A 21,118-nucleotide genomic window follows, 5' to 3' on the forward strand; every position below is an offset into this window, starting at 1 on the left:
GCGCGGTGCCGCCCTGGGTCGGGCCCTTGGACGTGGTGGTGGTGGCCGGCGACGACGCCGGTGACCCCCGGCTGCTCGCGGCGGCGGACGGCGCCCTGCGCCGCGGCGCCGAGGTGGTGCTGGCGGCGCCGGACGAGGGTCCGCTGCGGGCGGCGGGCGCCGGCCGGGCGATGCTGCTGCCGCCGCGGGTCCACGTGCCCGACCACTACGCCTTCCCCCGTTACCTCGCTGCCGGGTTGGCGGTGCTGACCGCGCTCGAGTCGGTGCGCGCGCGGGACCTCCTGCCCGACCTCGGTGAGCTCGCGGACCGGCTCGACGCCGAGGCCCTGCGGGGGCACCCGGAGAACGAGGTGTTCCACAACCCCGCCAAGTCGACGGCCGTGCGCATGCGTGGCCGTCGGGTGGTCCTGGCCGGGGACGGCCCGGCCACGACGGCCCTGGCTCGGCACTGCGCGGAACTGGTGCTGCGCGCCGCGGGCACGGTCGCCTCGGCGGCCGACCTCGGCGACGTGCTGGCCGCTCGCGCCCGCTTCGCCGGCGCCGATGCGGCGCGGCCGGCCGACTACGACCCGATCTTCCACGACGAGGAACTCGACGGCCCGCCGCCGGTGCGCCCGGTGCGGGTGTTCGCGCTGGCCACGTCCGGCACGCGCGCCGTCGCCGGACGGCGGATCGCCGCCCTCCCGRACGCCGAACTGGTGCTTGCCGCAGGGGAAGAGGAGACGATCGAGATGGGGGGCCGTGACATGGGGGACCGCGACATGGGAGGACGGGCAGCGGGACCGGCTCGGGGCGAGCGCACCGAGGTCGAGCAGCTCGCGGTGACCGCGGTGCGGCTGGGGATGGCCGCCGCCTACCTGCAGTTGATCGGCGGCAGCTAGTGCACCTGCTCTCCGGTGCGCTGCGCACCTATGCCTGGGGTTCGCGCACGGCGATCGCCGCCCTGTGCGGTCGGCCGGTGCCCTCGGACCATCCCGAGGCCGAACTCTGGCTCGGCTCGCACCCCGCGGACCCGGCGCGGCTGCTGACCGACGACGGGTCACGCTCGCTGCTCGACGCCATCGACGCCGACCCGGCGGGACAGCTGGGGGACCGGGCCCGCACCGGCTTCGGGGACCGGTTGCCGTTCCTGCTCAAGCTGCTCGCGGCAGAGGAACCGCTCTCGCTCCAGGCGCATCCGAGTGCGGAGCAGGCCAAGGAGGGTTTCCTGCGTGAGGAGGCCGACGGCATTGCCCTGGACTCGCCCGAACGCAACTACCGCGACGACAGCCACAAGCCGGAACTCGTGGTGGCGCTGACCAGGTTCGAGGCGCTGGCCGGGTTCCGGGATCCGCACCGCACCGTGGAACTGCTGCGGGCCCTCGACGTGCCGGAACTGGCGCACCACATCGAACTCCTTGCCGGGCAACCGGATTCGGCAGGCCTGCGCGCGTTGTTCACCACCTGGATCACGCTGCCGCAGCCGGCGCTGGGTGCGCTGCTGCCGCGGATCCTCGACGGCTGCGTCCGCTACCTGGCCGCCGCGCCCGGCGCCGAGCGTCCGTTCGCCAACGAGGTGCGCACCGTGCTCGGGCTGGGCGAGTCCTACCCGGGCGACGCGGGCGTGCTGGCGTCGCTGCTGCTCAACCGGGTCACCCTGGAGCCCGGCGAGGGCCTGTACCTCGACGCCGGGAACCTGCACGCGTACCTGCACGGCCTCGCCGTCGAGATGATGGCGAACTCGGACAACGTGCTGCGCGGCGGGTTGACCCCCAAGCACGTCGACGTCCCGGAACTGTTGCGGGTGTTGGACTTCGAGCCGTTGACCGGATCGTTCCTGCTGCCGGCGCCGGTGCCGGGGACCGGCATGCACGTCTACGACACGCCGGCGCCCGAGTTCTCGCTCGCCCGCGTCGACCTCGCCCGTGACGGCGTCGCGAATCCGGCCGCCGTGGAGTTCGACGCGTCGGGTCCCCGAATCCTGCTCTGCACCTCCGGGTCTGTCACAATTCGCGGTGGCGATGACACCCTCGTGCTCGACCAGGGCGATGCGGCGTGGATCGCTGCCTCGGACCCCGCGCTGACGGCATCGGCGTCCACCCCGGACGCCCAGCTGTTCAGCGCCTCGGTCGGGTGACGGTCGGGCCGTCGCGCCGTCGTCAGCGCCCGGATCGATTCTCGGACCGCAGAAGCCGGCCGGGGGAGGAGTACTGCAGTGTCAGCTAGTGGAGGCAAGAAGGCGATCGTCGCGGCGTTGACCGCGAATGCGGGGATCGCGGTCGCCAAGTTCGCCGGGTTCCTGATCACGGGATCGTCGTCGATGCTCGCGGAGTCCGTGCACTCGGTCGCCGACACCTCGAACCAGGGCCTGCTGCTGCTGGGGCAGAGCCGGGCCAACCGCGCGGCCACCAAGCTGCACCCGTTCGGGTACGGGCGCAACCGCTACTTCTACTCGTTCGTGGTGGCGCTGGTGCTGTTCACCCTCGGGTCGATGTTCGCGCTGTACGAGGGCATCCACAAGATCCAGCACCCCGAGGACCTGTCCTCGCCCATGGTCGCCGTGGTGATCCTGCTGATCGCGATCGGGCTGGAGACCTACAGCTTCCTGACCGCGGTCAAGGAGTCGCGCCCGCTCAAGGGGAAGGCCGGCTGGTGGCGCTTCATCCGGACCTCGCGCAGTCCGGAGCTTCCGGTGGTGCTGCTCGAGGACACCGGCGCGCTCGTCGGTCTGGTCCTGGCGCTCGGCGGCGTCGGCCTGTCGATGCTCACCGGCAATCCCGTCTTCGACGGCATCGGCACGCTCTGCATCGGCGTCCTGCTCGGCGTCATCGCGGTCATCCTCATCATCGAGATGAAGAGCCTGCTGATCGGCGAGGGCGCCACCGAGGACGAGGAGGAGCGGATCCTCGCCGCCCTGGTCGACGGGTCGAAGATCGACCGCGTCATCCACTGCAAGACCCAGTACCTCGGCCCGGAGGAGTTGCTGGTCGCCGCCAAGGTCGCGGTGGCACCGGGATCCGACATCGAGACGATCGCGGCCGCGATCGACGAGGCGGAGGCCAGGGTCCGCGCGGCGGTGCCGATGGCCCGGGTGATCTACCTCGAGCCCGACCTGTACCGCACGGCCCCCGCGTAACCGGGCCCGTACCCACTTACCGGACGCGCGAGGCGTCCACACAATCCTGTTCGAGCGGGCCCCGGGGTCATAGGCTCAGCTGGATCCCTCTCGAGGAGGCAAAGATGGCAGTGCACGAGAAGCCGGAGTCTGGGCGACAGTCCGGGATCTTCCGCACCAAGTCGGTCGAGCAGTCGATCGCGGACACGGACGAGCCGGACAGCAAACTCCGCAAGGACCTCACCGCCTGGGACCTGACGGTGTTCGGCGTCGCCGTCGTCGTCGGCGCGGGCATCTTCACGCTGACCGCGCGGACCGCGGGCAACGTGGCCGGGCCGTCGGTGTCGCTGGCCTTCGTGCTGGCGGCGATCGCCTGCGGGCTGGCCGCCCTCTGCTATGCCGAGTTCGCCTCCACCGTGCCGGTGGCCGGCAGCGCGTACACCTTCTCCTACGCCACCTTCGGCGAGTTCGTGGCCTGGATCATCGGGTGGGACCTGATCCTCGAGTTCGCGCTCGCGGCCTCGGTGGTGGCCAAGGGCTGGTCGCTGTACCTGGGCAATGTGCTCGGCGCAGAAGGGTCGACGGTGGTCTCGATCGGGCCGGTGGACATGGACTGGGGCTCGATCCTGCTGATCGCGGTCCTGACCGTCATCCTCGTGACCGGCACCAAGCTGTCCTCGCGGGTGTCCGCGGTGATCACCGGCATCAAGGTCGGCGTGGTGCTGCTGGTGATCGTCGTCGGCGCCTTCTACATCAACAAGGACAACTACTCGCCGTACATCCCGCCGTCGCAGCCGGGCAGCACCGGGGAGGGCATCCACCAGTCGCTGTTCTCGTTCCTCACCGGGGCCGGCGGCAGCACCTACGGCTGGTACGGCCTGCTCGCCGCCGCCAGCCTGGTGTTCTTCGCGTTCATCGGATTCGACGTCGTGGCCACCACGGCGGAGGAGACCAAGAACCCGCAGAAGGCGCTGCCGCGAGGCATCATCGCCTCGCTCCTGATCGTGACCGTCCTGTACGTGGCGGTGACGCTGGTGCTCACCGGCATGGTCAAGTACACCGACCTCGCGGGAGAGAACTCCACGCTGGCGACGGCCTTCGAGTTCCACGGCATCACCTGGGCGCAGTGGGTGATCAACCTGGGTGCGCTGGCCGGCCTGACCACAGTGGTGATGGTGATGCTGCTGGGCCAGACCCGCGTGCTGTTCGCGATGTCGCGGGACGGGCTGATGCCGCGCCAGCTGGCACACACCGGCCGCCATGGCACCCCGGTGCGCATCACGATCATCGTCGGCGTCGTCTCCGCGCTGCTGGCCGGCTTCTTCCCGATGGGCACCCTCGAGGAGATGGTCAACATCGGCACCCTGTTCGCCTTCGTGCTGGTGTGCCTCGGCGTGATCGTCCTGCGTCGTACCCGGCCGGACCTGCCGCGCGGCTTCCGGGTCCCGCTGGTCCCGCTGGTGCCGATCCTCGCGGTGCTGGCCTGCCTGTGGCTGATGCTCAACCTGTCGGTCGAGACCTGGATCCGGTTCGTCGTCTGGATGGCGATCGGTGTCGTCATCTACTTCGCCTACGGGCACCGTCACTCGATGGTCGGCCGGCGGAACCGGGCGGAACCGGGGGTCGAGGCGAAGGCGCTCGGCCACCTGGGTGGGCCCGAGGGCCCGGGCGGGGTGGGCCTCTGACCGCCGGCCACCCGCCCGTTTACAAATTCAGGTATTTGTATAGACCGCAGACAAAAGACGGCGTACTGTCAACTCTCGGGTGACCTGGCTCACTGATGTGGGCCGGCCCTCGAGAGGAGGCGGTCATGGCAATGCGAGTCGACCCGGAGGCGCAGGTACCCGCCGCGCAGTGGCGAGACAAGAAGCGGCACCTCTGGCTGCTCGGGCTGGTCCCGCCGACGGCGGTGTTCCTCGCGGCCGGGCTGGTCTGGGGATTCAACGAGTTGGGCTGGTCCGCGGTCTCGCCGGTGTGGTGGTGGATCGGGCCGATCCTCGTCTACGGGCTGCTGCCGGTGCTCGACGTCTTCTTCGGGCCGGACGGGCAGAACCCGCCCGAGGAGGTGATGGAGCGGCTCGAGAACGACAAGTACTACCGGTACTGCACGTACGTCTACATCCCGTTCCAGCTCGCGAGCCTGGTGTTCGCCTGCTACCTGTGGACCGCGGACAACCTGAGCTGGCTCGGTGTCGACGGCGGGCTGGGACTCGCGTCGAAGATCGGGCTGGCGCTGAGCATCGGCGTCATGGGCGGCATCGGCATCAACACCGCGCACGAACTGGGGCACAAGAAGGACGAGCTCGAGCGCTGGCTCTCGAAGATCACCCTGGCCCAGACGTTCTACGGGCACTTCTACATCGAGCACAACCGCGGCCACCACGTCCGGGTGTCCACCCCGGAGGACCCCGCCAGCGCGCGCTTCGGCGAGTCCTTCTGGACCTTTCTGCCGCGCAGCGTCTGGGGCAGCCTGAGGTCCTCGTGGGAACTCGAGAAGGCCCGGATGCAGCGGCTCGGGAAGAGCGTGTGGAGCATCCACAACGACGTGCTCAACGCCTGGCTGATGTCGGTGGTCCTGTACGCGGCGCTGGTGGCCGGCTTCGGCTGGGAGGTGCTGCCGTTCCTGGTGATCCAGGCGGTGTACGGGTTCTCGCTGCTCGAGACCGTGAACTACCTGGAGCACTACGGCCTGCTCCGGCGCAAGACCGCGAGCGGACGCTACGAGCGCTGYGCCCCGGCGCACAGCTGGAACTCCGACCACATCTGCACGAACATCTTCCTGTACCACCTGCAGCGGCACAGTGACCACCACGCCAACCCGACCCGGCGCTACCAGACGCTGCGGAGCATGGACGGCGCGCCGAACCTTCCCAGCGGCTACGCCAGCATGATCACCCTCGCGTACTTCCCGCCGGTCTGGCGCAAGGTCATGGACCACCGCGTCCTCGACCACTACGACGGCGACATCACTCGGGTGAACGTGCAGCCGGCCAAGCGTGAGCGCATCTACGCCCGGTTCGGGGTGGCGTGATCATGGCTGCCTACCGGTGCCCGGTCTGTGAGTACGTCTACGACGAGTCGAAAGGTGCTCCGCGCGAGGGCTTCCCGGCCGGAACCGGGTGGGACTCGGTCCCCGACGACTGGTGCTGCCCGGACTGCGGAGTGCGGGAGAAGATCGATTTCGAGAGGACTGCGTGATGAGGCTGTACCGCTGTGTCCAGTGTGGATTCGAGTACGACGAGGAGCTGGGGTGGCCCGACGACGGCATCGCCCCGGGCACCCGGTGGGACGACATCCCGGACGACTGGAGCTGCCCGGACTGCGGCGCCGCGAAGGCCGACTTCGACATGGTCGAGGTCGCTCGGTCATGACCTCGGTCGCGGTCGCCGGGACCGGGATCGCCGACCTGCGCGAACCGGCCGCCGCTGCCGGTGTGCACGGTGACGCCGTGCACGTTTGACGCCGCGCACGCACAATGCCACTCTCGCCACCATGGCTCCGTCGAACCGACTCCCGTACCAGCAGGCCACCCGCACCCTCCTGCGGGAGTCGGTTCTGGACGCGATGCGGGACCTGCTGTCGGTGAAGGACTGGTCCGAGGTGACCATGACCGATGTCGCGGCGGGCGCGCAGGTCAGCAGGCAGACCGTCTACAACGAGTTCAAGTCCCGGCAGGGGCTCGCGCAGGCCTATGCCCTGCGGCTCGCGGACCGCTTCGTCGGCGCCGTCGAGGACGCGATCTATGCCAACGTGGGCCGGCCGCACGCGGCCCTGGTCGAGGGCTTCACCATGTTCTTCCGGCAGAGCGCCTCCGATCCGCTGGTGCAGTCCCTGCTGACCGGGGATGCGAAGCCCGACCTGCTCCGGCTGATCACCACCGACAGTGGGCCCCTGCTCGAGCACGCCTCGGCGAGGCTCGCCGAGACGCTGGAACGCAGCTGGGTCCAGGCCCCGCCTGCCGAGGCCGGAATTCTCAGCCGGGGCATCGTCCGCCTGGCGATCAGCTACATCTCGATGCCGCCCGACTCGGACCGGGACGTGGCCGAGGACCTGTCGCGGACCTTCGTGCCGTTCATCGAGGCGATCATCGGCGCGCACGCGTAGCTGCCCGGTCGCGGGGTCCCTGCGCCCGGTGCGACCCGACTAGGCTGACCACTCGTGCTGCGTGTCCGCCCTCTCGGTCCCGTCACCTCGGCGCTGAGAACGGCGCGCACCCTGCCTCCGGCGGTGCGCCTGATCCTGGCGTCGATGGTGCTGTTCAACATCGGCTTCTACCTCGTGGTGCCGTTCCTCGCGGTGCACCTGGCCGACGACCTGCACCTGGCGGGGTGGGCCATCGGCCTGGTCCTGGGCCTGCGCACCTTCAGCCAGCAGGGCATGTTCTTCCTCGGCGGCAGCCTCGCCGACCGGTTCGGGGTTCGCCCGATGGTGTTGCTGGGCATCGCGATTCGGGTGGTGGGCTTCGTGGTGCTGGGGGTGGCGTCGAGCCTGGCCACGATGATCGTCGGCGTGGTCCTGGTCGGGCTGGCGGCGGCGCTGTTCTCACCCGCGGTGGAGGCCGCGAACGCGGCCTACGGGCGCGGGCTCGAGGAGTCGGGGGTGATCCGCCGCACCGAGCTGTTCGGTATCGAGCAGATGTGCAGCCGGTTCGGCACCGTGATCGGCCCGGCGCTCGGTGCGTTGCTGCTGGGGGTGCCCTTCGCGTGGACGACGATCGCGGCGGCCGTCCTCTTCGCCGGCCTCGGCGTGATGTTCGCGCTCTGGTTGCCCGCGGACGCGTCCACCTCGCACCGGCCGGCCGGCGCCCACGGTCCGGACGGCCTGCGGGTGGTCTGGCGGACGGTCCTGCACAATCGCCGGTTCATGGTCTTCGTCGCGCTGTGCGGCGTCCAGCTGGTGGCCTACAACCAGCTGTACCTGATGCTGCCCGAACAGCTCGAACGGGTCACCGGCTCGCAGGCCGCGCTCGGCTGGTTCTTCGTCGCGTCGGCGGTGCTGGTGATCGTCGGTCAGTCGCCGACGGTGGCGCTGGCACACCGCCTGGGCCACCGCACGGCGATCGTCGCCGGGATGGGGGTCATCGCCGCGTCGTTCCTGTTCCTGATCGTCACCGGAGCCCTGGCGCCCGACTCGGTGGCCGCCGGGCTGGCCGGTGTGGGCCTGTGGGTGGCCGCCCTGCATCTCGGCCAGATGCTGATGGTGCCGCCGATGCGCGACACCATCGGCGTGCTGGCCGGCGAGCGGCACCTCGGCGCCCACTTCGGCATGCTGAGCACCCTCGGGGGGCTGATGACCCTGGTCGGCTCCCTCGCGGTCGGGCAGATCTACGACCTGGTCGACGCCGGCACGGTAGCGCCGTCCACGCCGTGGTGGACCCTCGCCGTGGTGGTCGCCGCCGCCGCGGCCGGGATCTGGGCCGCGGCGGCGCGTGCGGCCGTCAGGCCCCGACCGGCGTCCGGCTGATCTTCTCCAGCATCGCCTTCACCGAGAACGGGATGGTCAGCGGGTTCGGCATGGAGACGGCGTCGCTGACCACCGGGTCCAGGCCCACCATCGCGCCGGAGCGGACCACCTGCAGGCCCGTGAACGTGGGCAGTGCGTCGAGCCGCGCGGCGGCCGCGTCGTAGTTGTCGACCACCAGCAGGTCCGCCTCGAGCAGGCCCAGGTTCTCCGCGGAGATCTCGGCGTAGAGCGCATCGCCGAAGCGGTCGCGCAGCTGCGCCGGGACGCCGAATCCGAGTTCGGTGAGCAACTGGCCGCGCGCGGACGTGGGGCTGTAGGCCCGGAACTTGTCGCCGTCGAGGTACCGGACCAGGATCGCCGACTTGCCCGCGAACTCCGGGTGCTCGCTGCGGGCGCGGGCGAAGGTGTCCTCGACCATGCGGACCTGCTCCGCGGCCTTGGCCGGACGACCCACGGCGTCGCCGATCCGGGTGGTCACCTGCTGCCACGGCAGCATCCAGTCGGTCTGGTCGGCGGCATGCAGCACGGTCGGCGCCATCGCGCTGAGCTGGCCGTAGACGTTCGCGTCGATGGCGTTGTTCACGGCGACGATCAGGTCCGGGTTCGACGCCGCGACCTTCTCCACGTCGAATCCGGCCGTCGCATTGGCCAGGGCGGGCGGCGTCGCGCCGGCCAGTGCGGGCTTCGCCCACTCGCCGATGCCGGTGTCGACGGATCCCTTCCATGCGGGCACCAGGACCGGAGTCACACCGAGGGCGAGCAGGACGTCCGCGTCGCCGATGCCCACCGCGGCGACCCGCTGCGGCACCGCCTCGACCGAGGTCGATCCGCGCACGTGGTCGATCGTCACCGGGAGCGCGCCCGCCTCGGCGGCGGCCCCGGCCCCCGCATCGGACGTGCCCTCCGCCGAGGTCGAGGAGCAGCCGACCGCCATCACGGCCGCCGCGACCAGACCCATCGACAGAACCGTCCGCCGCCTCAATGCCGACACCATGCCGCACCACCCTTCGTTTGTTTGGTTACCCTCACCTTAGATTTTGGGTGGGGATGCCGGCGGGGCGGGGGTCCGTACACGGACGGCTGGTCTTCGGACGGGGTCCGAACCCGATAGCCTGGGCCGAGACAAATCCAAACAGGAGAGGCAGATGACGACCAGCGTGTCTGAGAACAACCTCGTGGCGGACAGCCGCAACGGAATCGACTTCAAGGTGGCGGACCTCTCGCTCGCCGAGTTCGGCCGCAAGGAGATCCGGCTCGCCGAGCACGAGATGCCGGGCCTGATGACCCTGCGCCGCGAGTACGCGGAGGTGCAGCCGCTCAAGGGTGCGCGCGTGTCGGGCTCGCTGCACATGACCATCCAGACTGCGGTGCTGATCGAGACGCTCGTCGCCCTCGGCGCCGAGGTCCGCTGGGCGTCGTGCAACATCTTCTCCACCCAGGACCACGCCGCCGCGGCCGTCGTCGTCGGCCCGCACGGCACCCCGGAGGAGCCCAAGGGCGTCCCCGTCTTCGCCTGGAAGGGCGAGACGCTGGAGGAGTACTGGTGGGCGGCCGAGAAGATGCTCACCTGGCCGGGTGAGCCCGCGAACATGATCCTCGACGACGGCGGTGACGCCACCATGCTGGTGCTGCGCGGCGCGCAGTTCGAGAAGGCCGGCGTCGTGCCGCCCACCGACGAGGATCACGACTCGGACGAGTACAAGGTGTTCCTGGCGCTGCTCCGTGCCTCGCTGGCCGCCGACGCGACCAAGTGGACCGCCGTCGCGGAGTCCGTCCAGGGCGTCACCGAGGAGACCACCACCGGCGTGCTGCGCCTGTACCAGTTCGCCGCCGCAGGCGAGCTGGTCTTCCCGGCGATCAACGTCAACGACTCGGTCACCAAGAGCAAGTTCGACAACAAGTACGGCACCCGCCACTCGCTGCTCGACGGCATCAACCGCGGCACCGACGTGCTGATCGGCGGCAAGGCCGCGCTGGTCTGCGGCTACGGCGACGTCGGCAAGGGCTGCGCCGAGGCGCTCAAGGGCCAGGGCGCCCGCGTCACGGTCACCGAGGCGGACCCGATCAACGCGCTGCAGGCGCTGATGGACGGCTTCGACGTCAAGACCGTCGAGGAGTTCATCAGCCAGGCCGACATCGTGATCACGTCCACCGGCAACAAGGACATCATCACGTTCGAGCACATGAAGCAGATGAAGCACCAGGCGATCCTGGGCAACATCGGCCACTTCGACAACGAGATCGACATGGCCGGCCTCGAGCGCGCCGCCGACGTCACGCGGATCAACATCAAGCCGCAGGTCGACGAGTTCACCTTCGCCGACGGCCACAGCATCATCGTGCTGTCCGAGGGCCGGTTGCTGAACCTGGGCAACGCCACCGGGCACCCGTCCTTCGTGATGTCCAACTCGTTCGCGAACCAGACCATCGCGCAGATCGAGCTGTGGACCAAGCCGGAGGAGTACGACAACGAGGTCTACCGGCTGCCCAAGCACCTGGACGAGAAGGTCGCGCGGATCCACGTCGAGGCGCTCGGCGGCTCGATCACCAGGCTGACCAAGGAGCAGGCCGAGTACATCGGCGTCGACGTCGAGGGCCCGTACAAGCCGGAGCACTACCGGTACTGAGGCACCCGCGCTTCGAAGCACCGAACGCGTGATCCGGTCGTGGCCGGCCCCGGACTCCGGGGCCGGCCACGGTCGTCCGCGCAGCTAAGCTGGATCATCGTGGGAACACTGATCGCACTCGAGGGCCTCGACGGGGCCGGCAAGCGGACGCTGTCGAACGCCGTCGTCGCGTCCTGGCGCGCGAACGGACTGTCCGTGGCCACCCTGGCCTTCCCCCGGTACGGGGTCTCCGTGCACGCGGACCTCGGCGCCGAGGCGCTGCACGGTTCCCACGGCGACACCGCCGAGTCCGTCAACGCGATGGCCCTGCTGTGGGCGCTGGACCGCCGGGATGCGGCGGGGGAACTGCGGGAACTGGTCGCCGGGCACGACGTCGTGCTGCTCGACCGTTACGTGGCCTCGAACGCCGCCTACACCGCGGCCCGCAGCCACCAGGGCGCCGCCGGGCCGGCCGTGCAGTGGATCGAGGACCTCGAGTTCGGCCGCTTCGACCTGCCGCGCCCGGACCGCCAGGTGCTGCTGCGGGTGCCGGTCGAGCTCGCCGCGCAGCGGGCCCGCGACCGGGCCGGCGAGGAGGCCGACCGGCAGCGCGACGCCTACGAGCGTGACGGCGGGCTGCAGGCCCGCACCGGCGACGTCTACGACGGGCTCGCCGCGCGCGGCTGGATCTCGCCGTGGACCGTGGTCGGGCCCGACGTGGATCCGGCCCAACTCGCCGCCGACGTAACCAATCAGCGTCGGTTGCCGTCGGAAGTGACACGATAGAGACCATGAAGCCACGCATTCTTGTCGTCGACGACGACACGGCCCTGGCCGAGATGCTCACCATCGTGCTCCGCGGCGAGGGGTTCGAGCCCTTCGTCGTCGGTGACGGCACGCAGGCGCTGTCCGCCGTCCGGGAGATCCGGCCGGACCTGGTTCTGCTCGACCTGATGCTGCCCGGGATGAACGGCATCGACGTGTGCCGGGTGCTGCGCGCGGACTCCGGCGTGCCGATCGTCATGCTCACCGCCAAGACGGACACCGTCGACGTGGTGCTGGGCCTCGAGTCCGGTGCGGACGACTACGTGATGAAGCCGTTCAAGCCGAAGGAGCTGGTGGCCCGGGTGCGGGCGCGGCTGCGTCGCACCGAGGAGGAGCCGGCCGAGCTGCTCGCCATCGCCGACGTGGTCATCGACGTGCCCGCGCACAAGGTGACCCGCGAGGGCGCCCTCATTGCGCTGACGCCGCTGGAGTTCGACCTGCTGGTCGCGTTGGCCCGCAAGCCCCGCCAGGTGTTCACCCGCGAGGTGCTGCTCGAGCAGGTGTGGGGATACCGGCACGCCGCGGACACCCGGCTGGTCAACGTGCACGTGCAGCGCCTGCGCGCCAAGGTCGAGACTGATCCGGAGAATCCCGAAGTGGTGCTCACGGTCAGGGGGGTCGGCTACAAGGCCGGACCGCCGTGATCGGACGCACTCGCGCGCGGCGCCGGATCGGTGGCACATTCGGTCCGGTGCTGCGTCGTTTTCGTGGGTGGAGCCGTTCGCTCGCACACCTGTGGCGTCGTTCGCTGCAGCTGCGGGTGGTCGTGTCGACACTGACGCTCTCGCTGGTGGTGATCACGATCCTCGGTGTCGTGCTGACCAGCCAGATCACCGACCGGCTCCTCGAGGCGAAGATCAGTGCCGCGACGGAGGAGATGGACCGGGCCCGTAACACCGTGCAGAACCAGCTCGCCGGATCCGACGACAGCAGCTCGCTGGCCGCACGGCTCGACGCCGCGGCCGCCGCCCTGACCAGTCGAACCGACACCGGCCCGGCGACGGGGGCGGCGGGCACCTTCAACCCGGTGCTGATCGTGCCCGGCATCCCGCCGCTCGAGGGGGTCTCCAGCGGGCCCGAGGACCAGATCCCGGCGAACCTGCGCGAGTTCGTCAAGAACGGTCAGGTCAGCTACCAGTTCGCCACGGTCTCCGACTCGGACGGCTACCGCGGTCCCGCGCTGATCATCGGCAGCCCCACCGCGTCGGACGTCTCCACGCTCGAGCTGTACCTGGTGTTCCCGCTGGCCAGCGAGGACAAGAGCCTGTCGTTGATGCGCAGCACCCTGCTCGTCGGCGGGGTCGTGCTGCTGGTGCTGCTGGCCGCGATCTCGATGATCGTTGCCCGGCAGGTGGTGCTTCCGATCCGGTCCGCGTCCCGGATCGCCGAGCGGTTCGCCGACGGCAAGCTCCGCGAACGGATGCCGGTCCGCGGCGAGGACGACATGGCCCGGCTGGCGATGTCCTTCAACGACATGGCCGAGAGCCTGTCCAAGCAGATCGCCCAGCTCGAGGAGTTCGGCAACCTGCAGAAACGGTTCACCTCCGACGTCAGCCACGAGCTGCGCACCCCGCTGACCACGGTCCGGATGGCCGCCGAGCTGATCCACGACGGCAGCGCCGACCTGGACCCGGCGATGCGCCGGTCCTCGGAGCTGCTGGTCGCCGAGCTGGACCGGTTCGAGTCACTGCTCAACGACCTGCTCGAGATCAGCCGGCACGACGCCGGCGTGGCGGAGCTGGCGGCCGAGAAGCTGGACCTGCGGATGAGCGCCCGCGCAGCGGTCGCCACGATCCGCCATCTGGCCCGGGAGTCCGGGACCGAACTGATCCTCGACCTGCCCGACGAGCCCGTACTGGCCTCGGCGGACCCACGCCGGGTCGAACGGATCCTGCGGAACCTGCTCGCGAACGCCATCGACCACGGGGAGGGCAAACCGGTGCTGCTGCGCCTGCGCGCCGACGAAGACGCGGCCGCATTCATCGTTCGGGACAAGGGCATCGGCCTGCGACCCGGTGAGGAGAAGCTGGTGTTCAACCGGTTCTGGCGGTCCGACCCGTCTCGGGTGCGCCGCTCCGGAGGCACCGGACTCGGCCTGGCGATCAGCGTCGAGGACGCGCGGCTGCACGACGGTCGGCTCGAGGCGTGGGGCGAGCCGGGGGAGGGTGCCTGCTTCCGCTTCACCCTGCCGCTGGTGCGCGGGCACAAGATCACCAGCAGTCCGCTGCCGCTGCGGCCGCCGAGCGTCAAGCACGTCCAGGGCCGCCCGCTGCCCGGCGCGGAACGCCCGCACAGCGGGCACGCCGAACCCTCCGGTGAGGCCCTCGATCCCGACCAGGCCTCCAGCGTGCCGGTCCTGCGGGAGCGGCGGCCGTGACGGGCGAGCGCCGGCGCGGTCGCGGGCGGATCTCGCTGACGGCTGCGTTGCTGGCCGTCGCCGTCGTGGTCGGCGGTTGCGCGAGCCTGCCGGAGTCGTCGTCGCCGCAGGCGATCGGCACCATCACCCGTGAGCCGGTGGTCGTCAGCGTGCCGGTGCCGACGCCGGGCCGGGAACCGGACCTGCTGCTGCGGGACTTCTTCTCAGCCAGCACCGACCCGGCGGACAAGCACCTGGCGGCTCGCCAGTTCCTCACCCCGGCGGCGTCCGACCGCTGGGACGACACCGCCAGCACCACCGTCGTGGACAAGGTGGACGTGCTGCCGGAGTCCCGCGCCGACGACCAGGCCACCTACACGATCCGGGCCAACCGGGTCGGCCAGTTGGACGACGGCGGGCAGTACCAGGCGGTGGAGGGAAACTTCGAGGCGAAGGTGCGCCTGAGCAAGGTCAACGGCGAGTGGCGGATCGACGACCTGCCGCCTGGGGTGATCATGGACCGCCCGCAGTTCCTCAAGACCTACCAGCGCAAGGCGCTGTACTTCCTGGACCCGTCGGGCACCACCGTGGTGCCGGACCTCCGGTGGATCTCCGCGACCCAGGAACAGATGCCGGGACGACTGATCGAGCTGCTGATCGCCGGACCCAAGCCCGCGCTCTCCGACGCGGTGCAGAACATGGCGGGCAAGGTGTCGGTGCTGGCTCCGATCACCAAGGCGGACGGCCGCAGCGCCGGGGTCGGGGTCGGCTTCGGCGGCCTGCACATCGACTTCACCGGCGCGTCCGCGCTCGACCAGAACGCCCGCGACCTGCTCGCCGCCCAGGTGGTGTGGACCCTCGCGGCGGCCGAGATCTCCGGACCGTACGTGCTGACGGGTGACGGCGCCCCTCTCGACGAGCGGTACGCGAACGGCTGGACCACCGCCGACGTGTCCTCGACGAACCCGATGGCGACCGCGAGCACGACCGTGGGCCTGCACGGGCTGGTCGACGGCGCGCTGGTGGCCGTCAACGACACCGGGGTGAGCACGATGCCCGGCTACTTCGGCACCGCAACCACGCTGGAGTCGATCGCGCTCTCACGGGACGGCCGGTTGGCGGCCGCGGTGGCCGACACCGGCAGGCCCGAGCCGGAGCCCAGGAGCGCGCTGATGGTGGGGCCCGTCGAGGGCTTCGCGACGCCGGCCCTCGAGGCGGGCTCGATGACGCGGCCGACGTGGTCGCGCACCGAGCCGGCGGTGTGGACCGTCGTCGACGGCACCTCGGTGGTGCGGGTGGTCCGCGACCCCCAGGGCGGTCAGCTGGTGGTACTGCCGGTGGACACCGCGGACCTCGCCCCGTTGGGCGCCACGATCACCGAACTGCGGCTGTCCCGGGACGGCGTCCGGGCGGCGCTGATCGTCGACGGCAAGGTGTACGTCGCGACGGTGGTCCCGAGGCCGGGCGGCGGTTACGCGCTGACCGCGCCCCGGCCCGTCGCGATCGGACTGGGCAGCCCCGCCCTGTCCCTGGACTGGAGCAGCGGCGAGGCGATCGTGGTGGCCCGAGCGGCCTCGGACATCCCGGTGGTGTCCGTGGCGGTCGACGGGTCCCGGATGGACGCCCTGCCGAGCCGGAACCTCTCGGCGCCGGTGAGCTCCGTCGACGCGTCGGTGACCACGGTGTTCGTGGCGGACGCGCGCGCGGTGTTCCAGCTGAACAACAACGACCCGGCCGGCGACCGCTACTGGCGTGAGGTGCCCGGGTTGACCGGGGTCAAGGCGATCCCGATCCTGCCGGGCTAGGGCATGTCTCCCAGTCCCCGTTTCGCCGGGTGCACCCGAGCGGGGTCAGGAGACGCGCCCTAGGTTGTCGGTGGGCGGGCGCACACTGCGGGCGTGCGTGCGCTGCTGGACCTGGTCCTGCCCCGTGAGTGCGGCGGCTGTGGGGCCGTCGGGACGCTCTGGTGTGAGCGGTGCCGGGTCGCGTTGGCGGCCGGGCCGGTACGGCTGTCCCCGAGGGTCGACCCGGGGGTGCCCGCCTGGGCGGTCGGCAGCTACGTCGGGGCCCGCCGGGCGGCGGTGATCGCGGCGAAGGAGCGTGGCCGACGTGACCTCGCGGTCCCGCTGGGGCAGGCATTGGCGACGGCGGTGCGTCGGCTGCGCGAACTCGGCGAGATCGACCCCGCGGAGTTGGCCGCGCTGACCCTGGTGCCCGCGCCCAGCCGGCCGCGGGCGGCCCGTGTGCGCGGTGGGGATCCGGTCGCGGCCGCGGTCGGCGCGGCGGCGTCGGCGCTGCGGCCGGAACCGGTCCGAGTGGCGGAGTTTCTGAAATATGCACGGGGAGTTCGTGATTCGGTTGGGCTGTCGGCTCGGGCGCGGGTGGAGAACCTGTCGGGACGAATCCTGGTGGCGCCGGCGCCGCGGACCGGGCGGGGGGACTGCGTGGTGTTGGTCGACGACGTGCTGACCACCGGCGCGACGGCCGCGGAGTCCGTCCGGGCCCTCGCGACGCGGCGGGTTCGGGTGGCCGCGGTGCTGGTGATTGCGGCCGCTTGAGTGAAACGCGACGTTAATGCTGGCACTCCCGCCGAACTCGTACTAGCGTCGCCAACACAACCGACGAACTGGTGGAGGTGATACCGCAAATCCTGGCGTCGGGCGGTTCCCCTCCCGGCGTAGCTCATCCGCCGACAGTCATCATCTGTGGCTCGGCCGTATCTTGGAGGTACGCGTGACGACCCCTTCAACAGCCTCTGTGTTCATCGAAGACGCTGCAGAGACCACCGGGCAACCCGAAGGCCCGCTAGCCGAAATCGTCGTGAAGGGCCGCAACGTCGAGGTCCCCGACCATTTCCGCGTCTACGTCTCGGAGAAGCTGGCACGACTCGAACGCTTCGACCCGACGATCTACCACTTCGACGTCGAACTCCAACACGAACGGAACCGCAGGCAGGCCAAGAACTGCCAGCGAGTGGAGATCACCGCCCGGGGCAAGGGCCCGGTCGCTCGGGCCGAGGCCTCCGCGGACAGTTTCTACGCCGCCTTCGAGAGCGTCACCGCCAAGCTCGAGAGCAGGCTTCGCCGGACCAAGGACCGCCGACGCGTCCACTACGGCGACAAGACGCCCGTCTCGGTCGCGGAGGCGACCGCGGAGCTCGCCGCCGACGACTCGCTGGCCATCTCGCCCGACATCTCCCTCGAGTCGGAGGAGTATCCGCCGGGCCCGGGGCAGATCGTGCGGACCAAGATCCACTCGGCGGCCCCGATGTCCGTCGACGACGCGCTCTACGAGATGGAACTGGTCGGACACGACTTCTTCCTGTTCCACGACAAGGAAACCGACCGTCCGTCCGTCGTGTACCGCAGGCACGCGTTCGACTACGGGCTGATCCGGCTCGCCTGACACACCCTGCTTGACACACGCTCACACGGTCGTTCTGCTCCACGGATCGTGAGAGCGCCTACCATGGGATCCGGTCGGGGGATAACTCCCTCGGCCGGATCCTCTCTGTGACCGGAACTACTGTGTAGTCAGTTGCTCCGTTTGCGGAGTCGAGACCTGCCCGCCGAGATTGAGGACGTTCAAGCCCGTGCCGTCGCTGTCACTGTCGAAGCTGCTCCGTGTTGGTGAAGGTCGCATGGTCAAGCGGCTCAAGCACATCGCTGAGCACGTAACCAGCCTCTCGCCCGAAGTCGAGGCGATGACCGACCTCGAGCTCCGCGCCAAGACCGCGGAGTTCAAGGAGCGGTACGCGTCGGGTGAGTCCCTCGACGACCTGCTGCCCGAGGCCTTCGCGGTGGCCCGCGAGGCGTCCTGGCGGGTGCTCTCGCAGCGGCACTTCGACGTCCAGGTGATGGGCGGCGCCGCCCTGCACCTCGGGAACGTCGCCGAGATGAAGACCGGTGAGGGCAAGACCCTGACCTGTGTGCTGCCGGCCTACCTGAACGCGATCTCCGGCGACGGCGTGCACGTGGTCACGGTCAACGACTACCTGGCCAAGCGTGACTCCGAGTGGATGGGCCGCGTGCACCGGTTCCTCGGTCTCGAGACCAGCGTGATCCTGTCCGGGATGACGCCGGCCGAGCGTCGCGTCGCGTACGCGTGCGACATCACCTACGGCACGAACAACGAGTTCGGCTTCGACTACCTGCGCGACAACATGACGCACTCGCTCGACGACCTGGTGCAGCGCGGCCACAACTTCGCCATCGTCGACGAGGTCGACTCGATCCTCATCGACGAGGCGCGTACCCCGCTGATCATCTCGGGACCGGCCGACGCGTCCAGCAAGTGGTACGGCGAGTTCGCCCGGATCGCGCCGCTGCTCAAGCGTGACGTCCACTACGAGGTCGACATCAAGAAGCGCACCGTCGGCGTGCACGAGGCGGGCGTCGAACTCGTCGAGGACCAGCTCGGCATCGACAACCTGTACGAGGCCGCGAACTCGCCCTTGGTCAGCTACCTGAACAACGCGATCAAGGCGAAGGAGCTCTACACCAAGGACAAGGACTACATCGTCCGCGACGGCGAGGTCATCATCGTCGACGAGTTCACCGGCCGCATCCTGGTCGGCCGCCGCTACAACGAGGGCATGCACCAGGCGATCGAGGCCAAGGAGAAGGTCGAGATCAAGGCCGAGAACCAGACCCTCGCCACGATCACCCTGCAGAACTACTTCCGCCTCTACGAAAAGCTCTCGGGCATGACCGGTACCGCCGAGACCGAGGCCGCCGAGCTGCACCAGACCTACGGCCTGGGCGTCATCCCGATCCCGACGAACCGGCCGATGGTCCGCGTCGACCAGGGTGACCTGATCTACAAGACCGAGGAGGCGAAGTTCGCGGCGGTCGTCGACGACGTCGTCGAGCGCCACGGCAAGGGCCAGCCCGTCCTGATCGGCACCACCAGCGTCGAGCGCTCGGAGTACCTGTCCAAGCAGTTCACCAAGCGCGGCGTCGTGCACAGCGTGCTCAACGCCAAGTTCCACGAGCAGGAGGCCACCATCGTGGCCGAGGCCGGCCGCACCGGCGCGGTCACCGTGGCCACCAACATGGCCGGCCGTGGCACCGACGTCGTGCTCGGCGGCAACCCCGACATCCTCGCCGACCTGCACCTGCGCAAGCAGGGGCTGGACCCGGTCGAGACCCCGGACGAGTACGAGGTAGCCTGGGAGCCGGCCCTCGACGAGGTGCAGCGGCAGGTCAAGGCGGACGCGGAGACCGTGCGCTCCGCGGGTGGGCTGTACGTGCTCGGCACCGAGCGGCACGAGTCCCGGCGCATCGACAACCAGCTGCGCGGCCGCTCCGGCCGTCAGGGCGACCCGGGCGAGTCCCGCTTCTACCTCTCGCTCGGCGACGAGTTGATGCGCCGCTTCAACGGCGCCGCGCTGGAGTCGATCATGACCCGGCTCAACCTGCCCGACGACGTGCCGATCGAGGCCAAGATGGTCTCGAAGGCCATCAAGAGCGCGCAGACCCAGGTCGAGCAGCAGAACTTCGAGATCCGCAAGAACGTCCTCAAGTACGACGAGGTGATGAACAAGCAGCGCACCGTCATCTACGAGGAGCGTCGCCAGATCCTCGAGGGCAAGAACATGGAGGGCCAGGTCGAGAGCATGATCACCGACGTGGTGACTGCCTACGTCGACGGCGCCACCGCCGAGGGCTACGTGGAGGACTGGGACCTCGACCAGCTGTGGACGGCGCTCAAGACGCTGTACCCGGTCGGCATCGACTACAAGGACCTCGCCGGTGAGACCGAGATCGGGGAGCGGGGCGACCTGACCCGCGACGAGCTGCGCGAGGCGCTGCTCGCCGACGTGCGGTCCGCGTACGCCGCCCGCGAGCAGCAGATCGACGCGATCGCCGGCGAGAACGGCATGCGTGAGCTCGAGCGCCGGGTGCTGCTCTCCGTGCTGGACCGCAAGTGGCGCGAGCACCTCTACGAGATGGACTACCTCAAGGAGGGCATCGGCCTGCGCGCGATGGCGCAGCGGGACCCGCTGGTCGAGTACCAGCGCGAGGGCTACGACATGTTCTCGGCGATGCTCGAGGGCCTCAAGGAGGAGTCGGTCGGCTTCCTGTTCAACCTGCAGGTCGAGGCGGCCCCGGCGCCCGAGCAGTCGGGTTGGACCAATGCGGCCGCCGCGGCCCGCAACGCGAGCGCGCCGGCCCCGCTGCCCACCCAGGTGGACGCGCAGGAGTCGGCCCGGTCGGCAGCGCCCGCGGCCCTGCGTGCCAAGGGCCTCGACGCAGCCGAGGAGACCCGGCTGACGTTCTCCGGACCCGACGAGGGCGGCAAGGCGGAGGTCCGCAACGCCGCGCCCGAGGCCGACGGCAGCCGCCGCGAGCGTCGTCAGGCAAAGCGCCGCAAGTAGCTCAACCGACCTGTAGCGACGTCACACACCAGCCGCCCCGCGCCTGCGGGGCGGCTGGTGTGCGTTCGACGCGGCCGGCGATTGCGAAGACCCGGCCGCCGCGGGCGTAGGTGCCGAACACCTCGGCGACGTCCGGGCCGTTCGGGCGCAGGTGCACCCGCTGCAGTTGCGCGCCACCGAGCCGGTTCGCCGGCGGCGCGGCGTGGGTCAGTGCGGCGACCAGGTCCACCACCGCCGGGGACAGCACGGCGCGAAGCTGGGGCGGCTGGCGGCGTCGGTCGAGGACCTCGAGCACCAGCCGCAGGGCCGTCTCGGCGAACCGGTGCGCTGCCGGGTCCGCGCCGGGCGGTGGTGTTCGCCGGGCCGGCGAACGTCCGGTGTGGGAGGCGGTGTGC

19 protein-coding genes are annotated in these 21,118 nt (G+C 70.3%); 17 read left to right on the plus strand and 2 right to left on the minus strand.

Going from position 1 to position 21,118, the window contains the following annotated elements; all coding sequences use genetic code 11:
* The 9 genes from AC1DU4_RS23070 to AC1DU4_RS23110 all read left to right on the plus strand — a co-directional run.
* Positions 1-881, plus strand: an 881-nt coding sequence (locus AC1DU4_RS23070; protein ID WP_477843824.1) for a tobH protein, incomplete at its 5' end; no start/stop codon positions are given.
* Complete coding sequence (gene manA / locus AC1DU4_RS23075; RefSeq protein WP_477843826.1) at positions 881-2,116, plus strand: mannose-6-phosphate isomerase, class I; 1,236 nt, start codon at positions 881-883, stop codon at positions 2,114-2,116. The genes AC1DU4_RS23070 and manA, both read left to right, overlap by 1 nt.
* Before the next feature lie 78 nt (positions 2,117-2,194).
* Positions 2,195-3,115 carry a cation diffusion facilitator family transporter gene (locus AC1DU4_RS23080; RefSeq protein WP_072843615.1) on the plus strand — a complete coding sequence of 307 codons (921 nt, stop codon included), beginning with the start codon at positions 2,195-2,197 and terminating at the stop codon, positions 3,113-3,115.
* A 104-nt stretch (positions 3,116-3,219) separates the two neighbouring features.
* Entirely contained in the window at positions 3,220-4,779 is a 1,560-nt protein-coding gene (locus AC1DU4_RS23085; protein WP_477843828.1) for an amino acid permease, read from the plus strand.
* A 125-nt stretch (positions 4,780-4,904) separates the two neighbouring features.
* Entirely contained in the window at positions 4,905-6,125 is a 1,221-nt protein-coding gene (locus AC1DU4_RS23090) for an alkane 1-monooxygenase (protein WP_477843830.1), read from the plus strand.
* Between the two features lie 2 nt (positions 6,126-6,127).
* A complete protein-coding gene (locus AC1DU4_RS23095) occupies positions 6,128-6,292 on the plus strand; it encodes a rubredoxin (RefSeq protein WP_477843832.1) in 165 nt (54 codons plus the stop codon).
* A complete protein-coding gene (locus tag AC1DU4_RS23100) occupies positions 6,292-6,465 on the plus strand; it encodes a rubredoxin (protein WP_477843834.1) in 174 nt (57 codons plus the stop codon). Before AC1DU4_RS23095 ends, AC1DU4_RS23100 begins: the two co-directional genes overlap by 1 nt.
* Before the next feature lie 121 nt (positions 6,466-6,586).
* Positions 6,587-7,198, plus strand: coding sequence for a TetR/AcrR family transcriptional regulator (locus tag AC1DU4_RS23105; RefSeq protein WP_477843836.1), 612 nt, complete (start codon positions 6,587-6,589; stop codon positions 7,196-7,198).
* Between the two features lie 54 nt (positions 7,199-7,252).
* Positions 7,253-8,557: an MFS transporter gene (locus AC1DU4_RS23110; RefSeq protein ID WP_477843838.1), complete on the plus strand. Its 1,305-nt coding sequence runs from the start codon at positions 7,253-7,255 to the stop codon at positions 8,555-8,557.
* On the opposite strand, the gene AC1DU4_RS23115 is transcribed toward AC1DU4_RS23110, so the two are convergent.
* Positions 8,532-9,515 carry an iron-siderophore ABC transporter substrate-binding protein gene (locus tag AC1DU4_RS23115; protein ID WP_477843840.1) on the minus strand — a complete coding sequence of 328 codons (984 nt, stop codon included), beginning with the start codon at positions 9,513-9,515 and terminating at the stop codon, positions 8,532-8,534. The genes AC1DU4_RS23110 and AC1DU4_RS23115 overlap by 26 nt on opposite strands.
* 187 nt (positions 9,516-9,702) lie before the next feature.
* On the opposite strand from AC1DU4_RS23115, the gene ahcY reads away from it, so the two are divergent.
* The 8 genes from ahcY (at position 9,703) to secA (ending at position 20,723) form a co-directional block, all read left to right on the plus strand.
* Positions 9,703-11,184: an adenosylhomocysteinase gene (gene ahcY / locus AC1DU4_RS23120; RefSeq protein WP_477843842.1), complete on the plus strand. Its 1,482-nt coding sequence runs from the start codon at positions 9,703-9,705 to the stop codon at positions 11,182-11,184.
* 99 nt (positions 11,185-11,283) lie between these two features.
* A complete protein-coding gene (locus AC1DU4_RS23125; RefSeq protein WP_477843844.1) occupies positions 11,284-11,949 on the plus strand; it encodes a dTMP kinase in 666 nt (221 codons plus the stop codon).
* A complete protein-coding gene (gene mtrA / locus AC1DU4_RS23130; RefSeq protein WP_477843858.1) occupies positions 11,946-12,632 on the plus strand; it encodes an MtrAB system response regulator MtrA in 687 nt (228 codons plus the stop codon). Before AC1DU4_RS23125 ends, mtrA begins: the two co-directional genes overlap by 4 nt.
* Positions 12,629-14,365, plus strand: coding sequence for an MtrAB system histidine kinase MtrB (gene mtrB / locus AC1DU4_RS23135; protein WP_477843846.1), 1,737 nt, complete (start codon positions 12,629-12,631; stop codon positions 14,363-14,365). Before mtrA ends, mtrB begins: the two co-directional genes overlap by 4 nt.
* Positions 14,362-16,149 (plus strand): MtrAB system accessory lipoprotein LpqB, encoded by a 1,788-nt coding sequence (gene lpqB / locus AC1DU4_RS23140; RefSeq protein ID WP_477843848.1) that lies wholly within the window; start codon positions 14,362-14,364, stop codon positions 16,147-16,149. The genes mtrB and lpqB overlap by 4 nt, the downstream gene beginning before the upstream one ends.
* Before the next feature lie 93 nt (positions 16,150-16,242).
* Positions 16,243-16,902: a ComF family protein gene (locus AC1DU4_RS23145; protein ID WP_477843850.1), complete on the plus strand. Its 660-nt coding sequence runs from the start codon at positions 16,243-16,245 to the stop codon at positions 16,900-16,902.
* Between the two features lie 175 nt (positions 16,903-17,077).
* On the plus strand, positions 17,078-17,749 hold the full coding sequence (gene hpf, locus AC1DU4_RS23150; protein ID WP_477843852.1) for a ribosome hibernation-promoting factor, HPF/YfiA family: 672 nt from the start codon (positions 17,078-17,080) through the stop codon (positions 17,747-17,749).
* Between the two features lie 187 nt (positions 17,750-17,936).
* The gene (gene secA / locus AC1DU4_RS23155) at positions 17,937-20,723 is read left to right on the plus strand and encodes a preprotein translocase subunit SecA (protein ID WP_477843854.1); all 2,787 of its coding nucleotides are present in this window, start codon (positions 17,937-17,939) and stop codon (positions 20,721-20,723) included.
* 1 nt (position 20,724) lies between these two features.
* On the opposite strand, the gene AC1DU4_RS23160 is transcribed toward secA, so the two are convergent.
* Positions 20,725-21,118 (minus strand): Rv3235 family protein (locus tag AC1DU4_RS23160; RefSeq protein ID WP_477843856.1); only part of this gene is annotated, 394 nt, incomplete at its 5' end.

This window comes from Rhodococcus sp. P4_F5 (genome assembly GCF_056401315.1).

What these genes read in the sequence shown, in the direction of transcription:
- AC1DU4_RS23115 (WP_477843840.1), bottom strand. Translation starts at nt 9,515, where the DNA reads ATGGGTCTGGTCGCGGCGGCCGTGATGGCGGTCGGCTGCTCCTCGACC.
- AC1DU4_RS23100 (WP_477843834.1), top strand. Translation starts at nt 6,292, where the DNA reads ATGAGGCTGTACCGCTGTGTCCAGTGTGGATTCGAGTACGACGAGGAG.
- ahcY (WP_477843842.1), top strand. Translation starts at nt 9,703, where the DNA reads ATGACGACCAGCGTGTCTGAGAACAACCTCGTGGCGGACAGCCGCAAC.
- AC1DU4_RS23085 (WP_477843828.1), top strand. Translation starts at nt 3,220, where the DNA reads ATGGCAGTGCACGAGAAGCCGGAGTCTGGGCGACAGTCCGGGATCTTC.
- AC1DU4_RS23105 (WP_477843836.1), top strand. Translation starts at nt 6,587, where the DNA reads ATGGCTCCGTCGAACCGACTCCCGTACCAGCAGGCCACCCGCACCCTC.
- AC1DU4_RS23095 (WP_477843832.1), top strand. Translation starts at nt 6,128, where the DNA reads ATGGCTGCCTACCGGTGCCCGGTCTGTGAGTACGTCTACGACGAGTCG.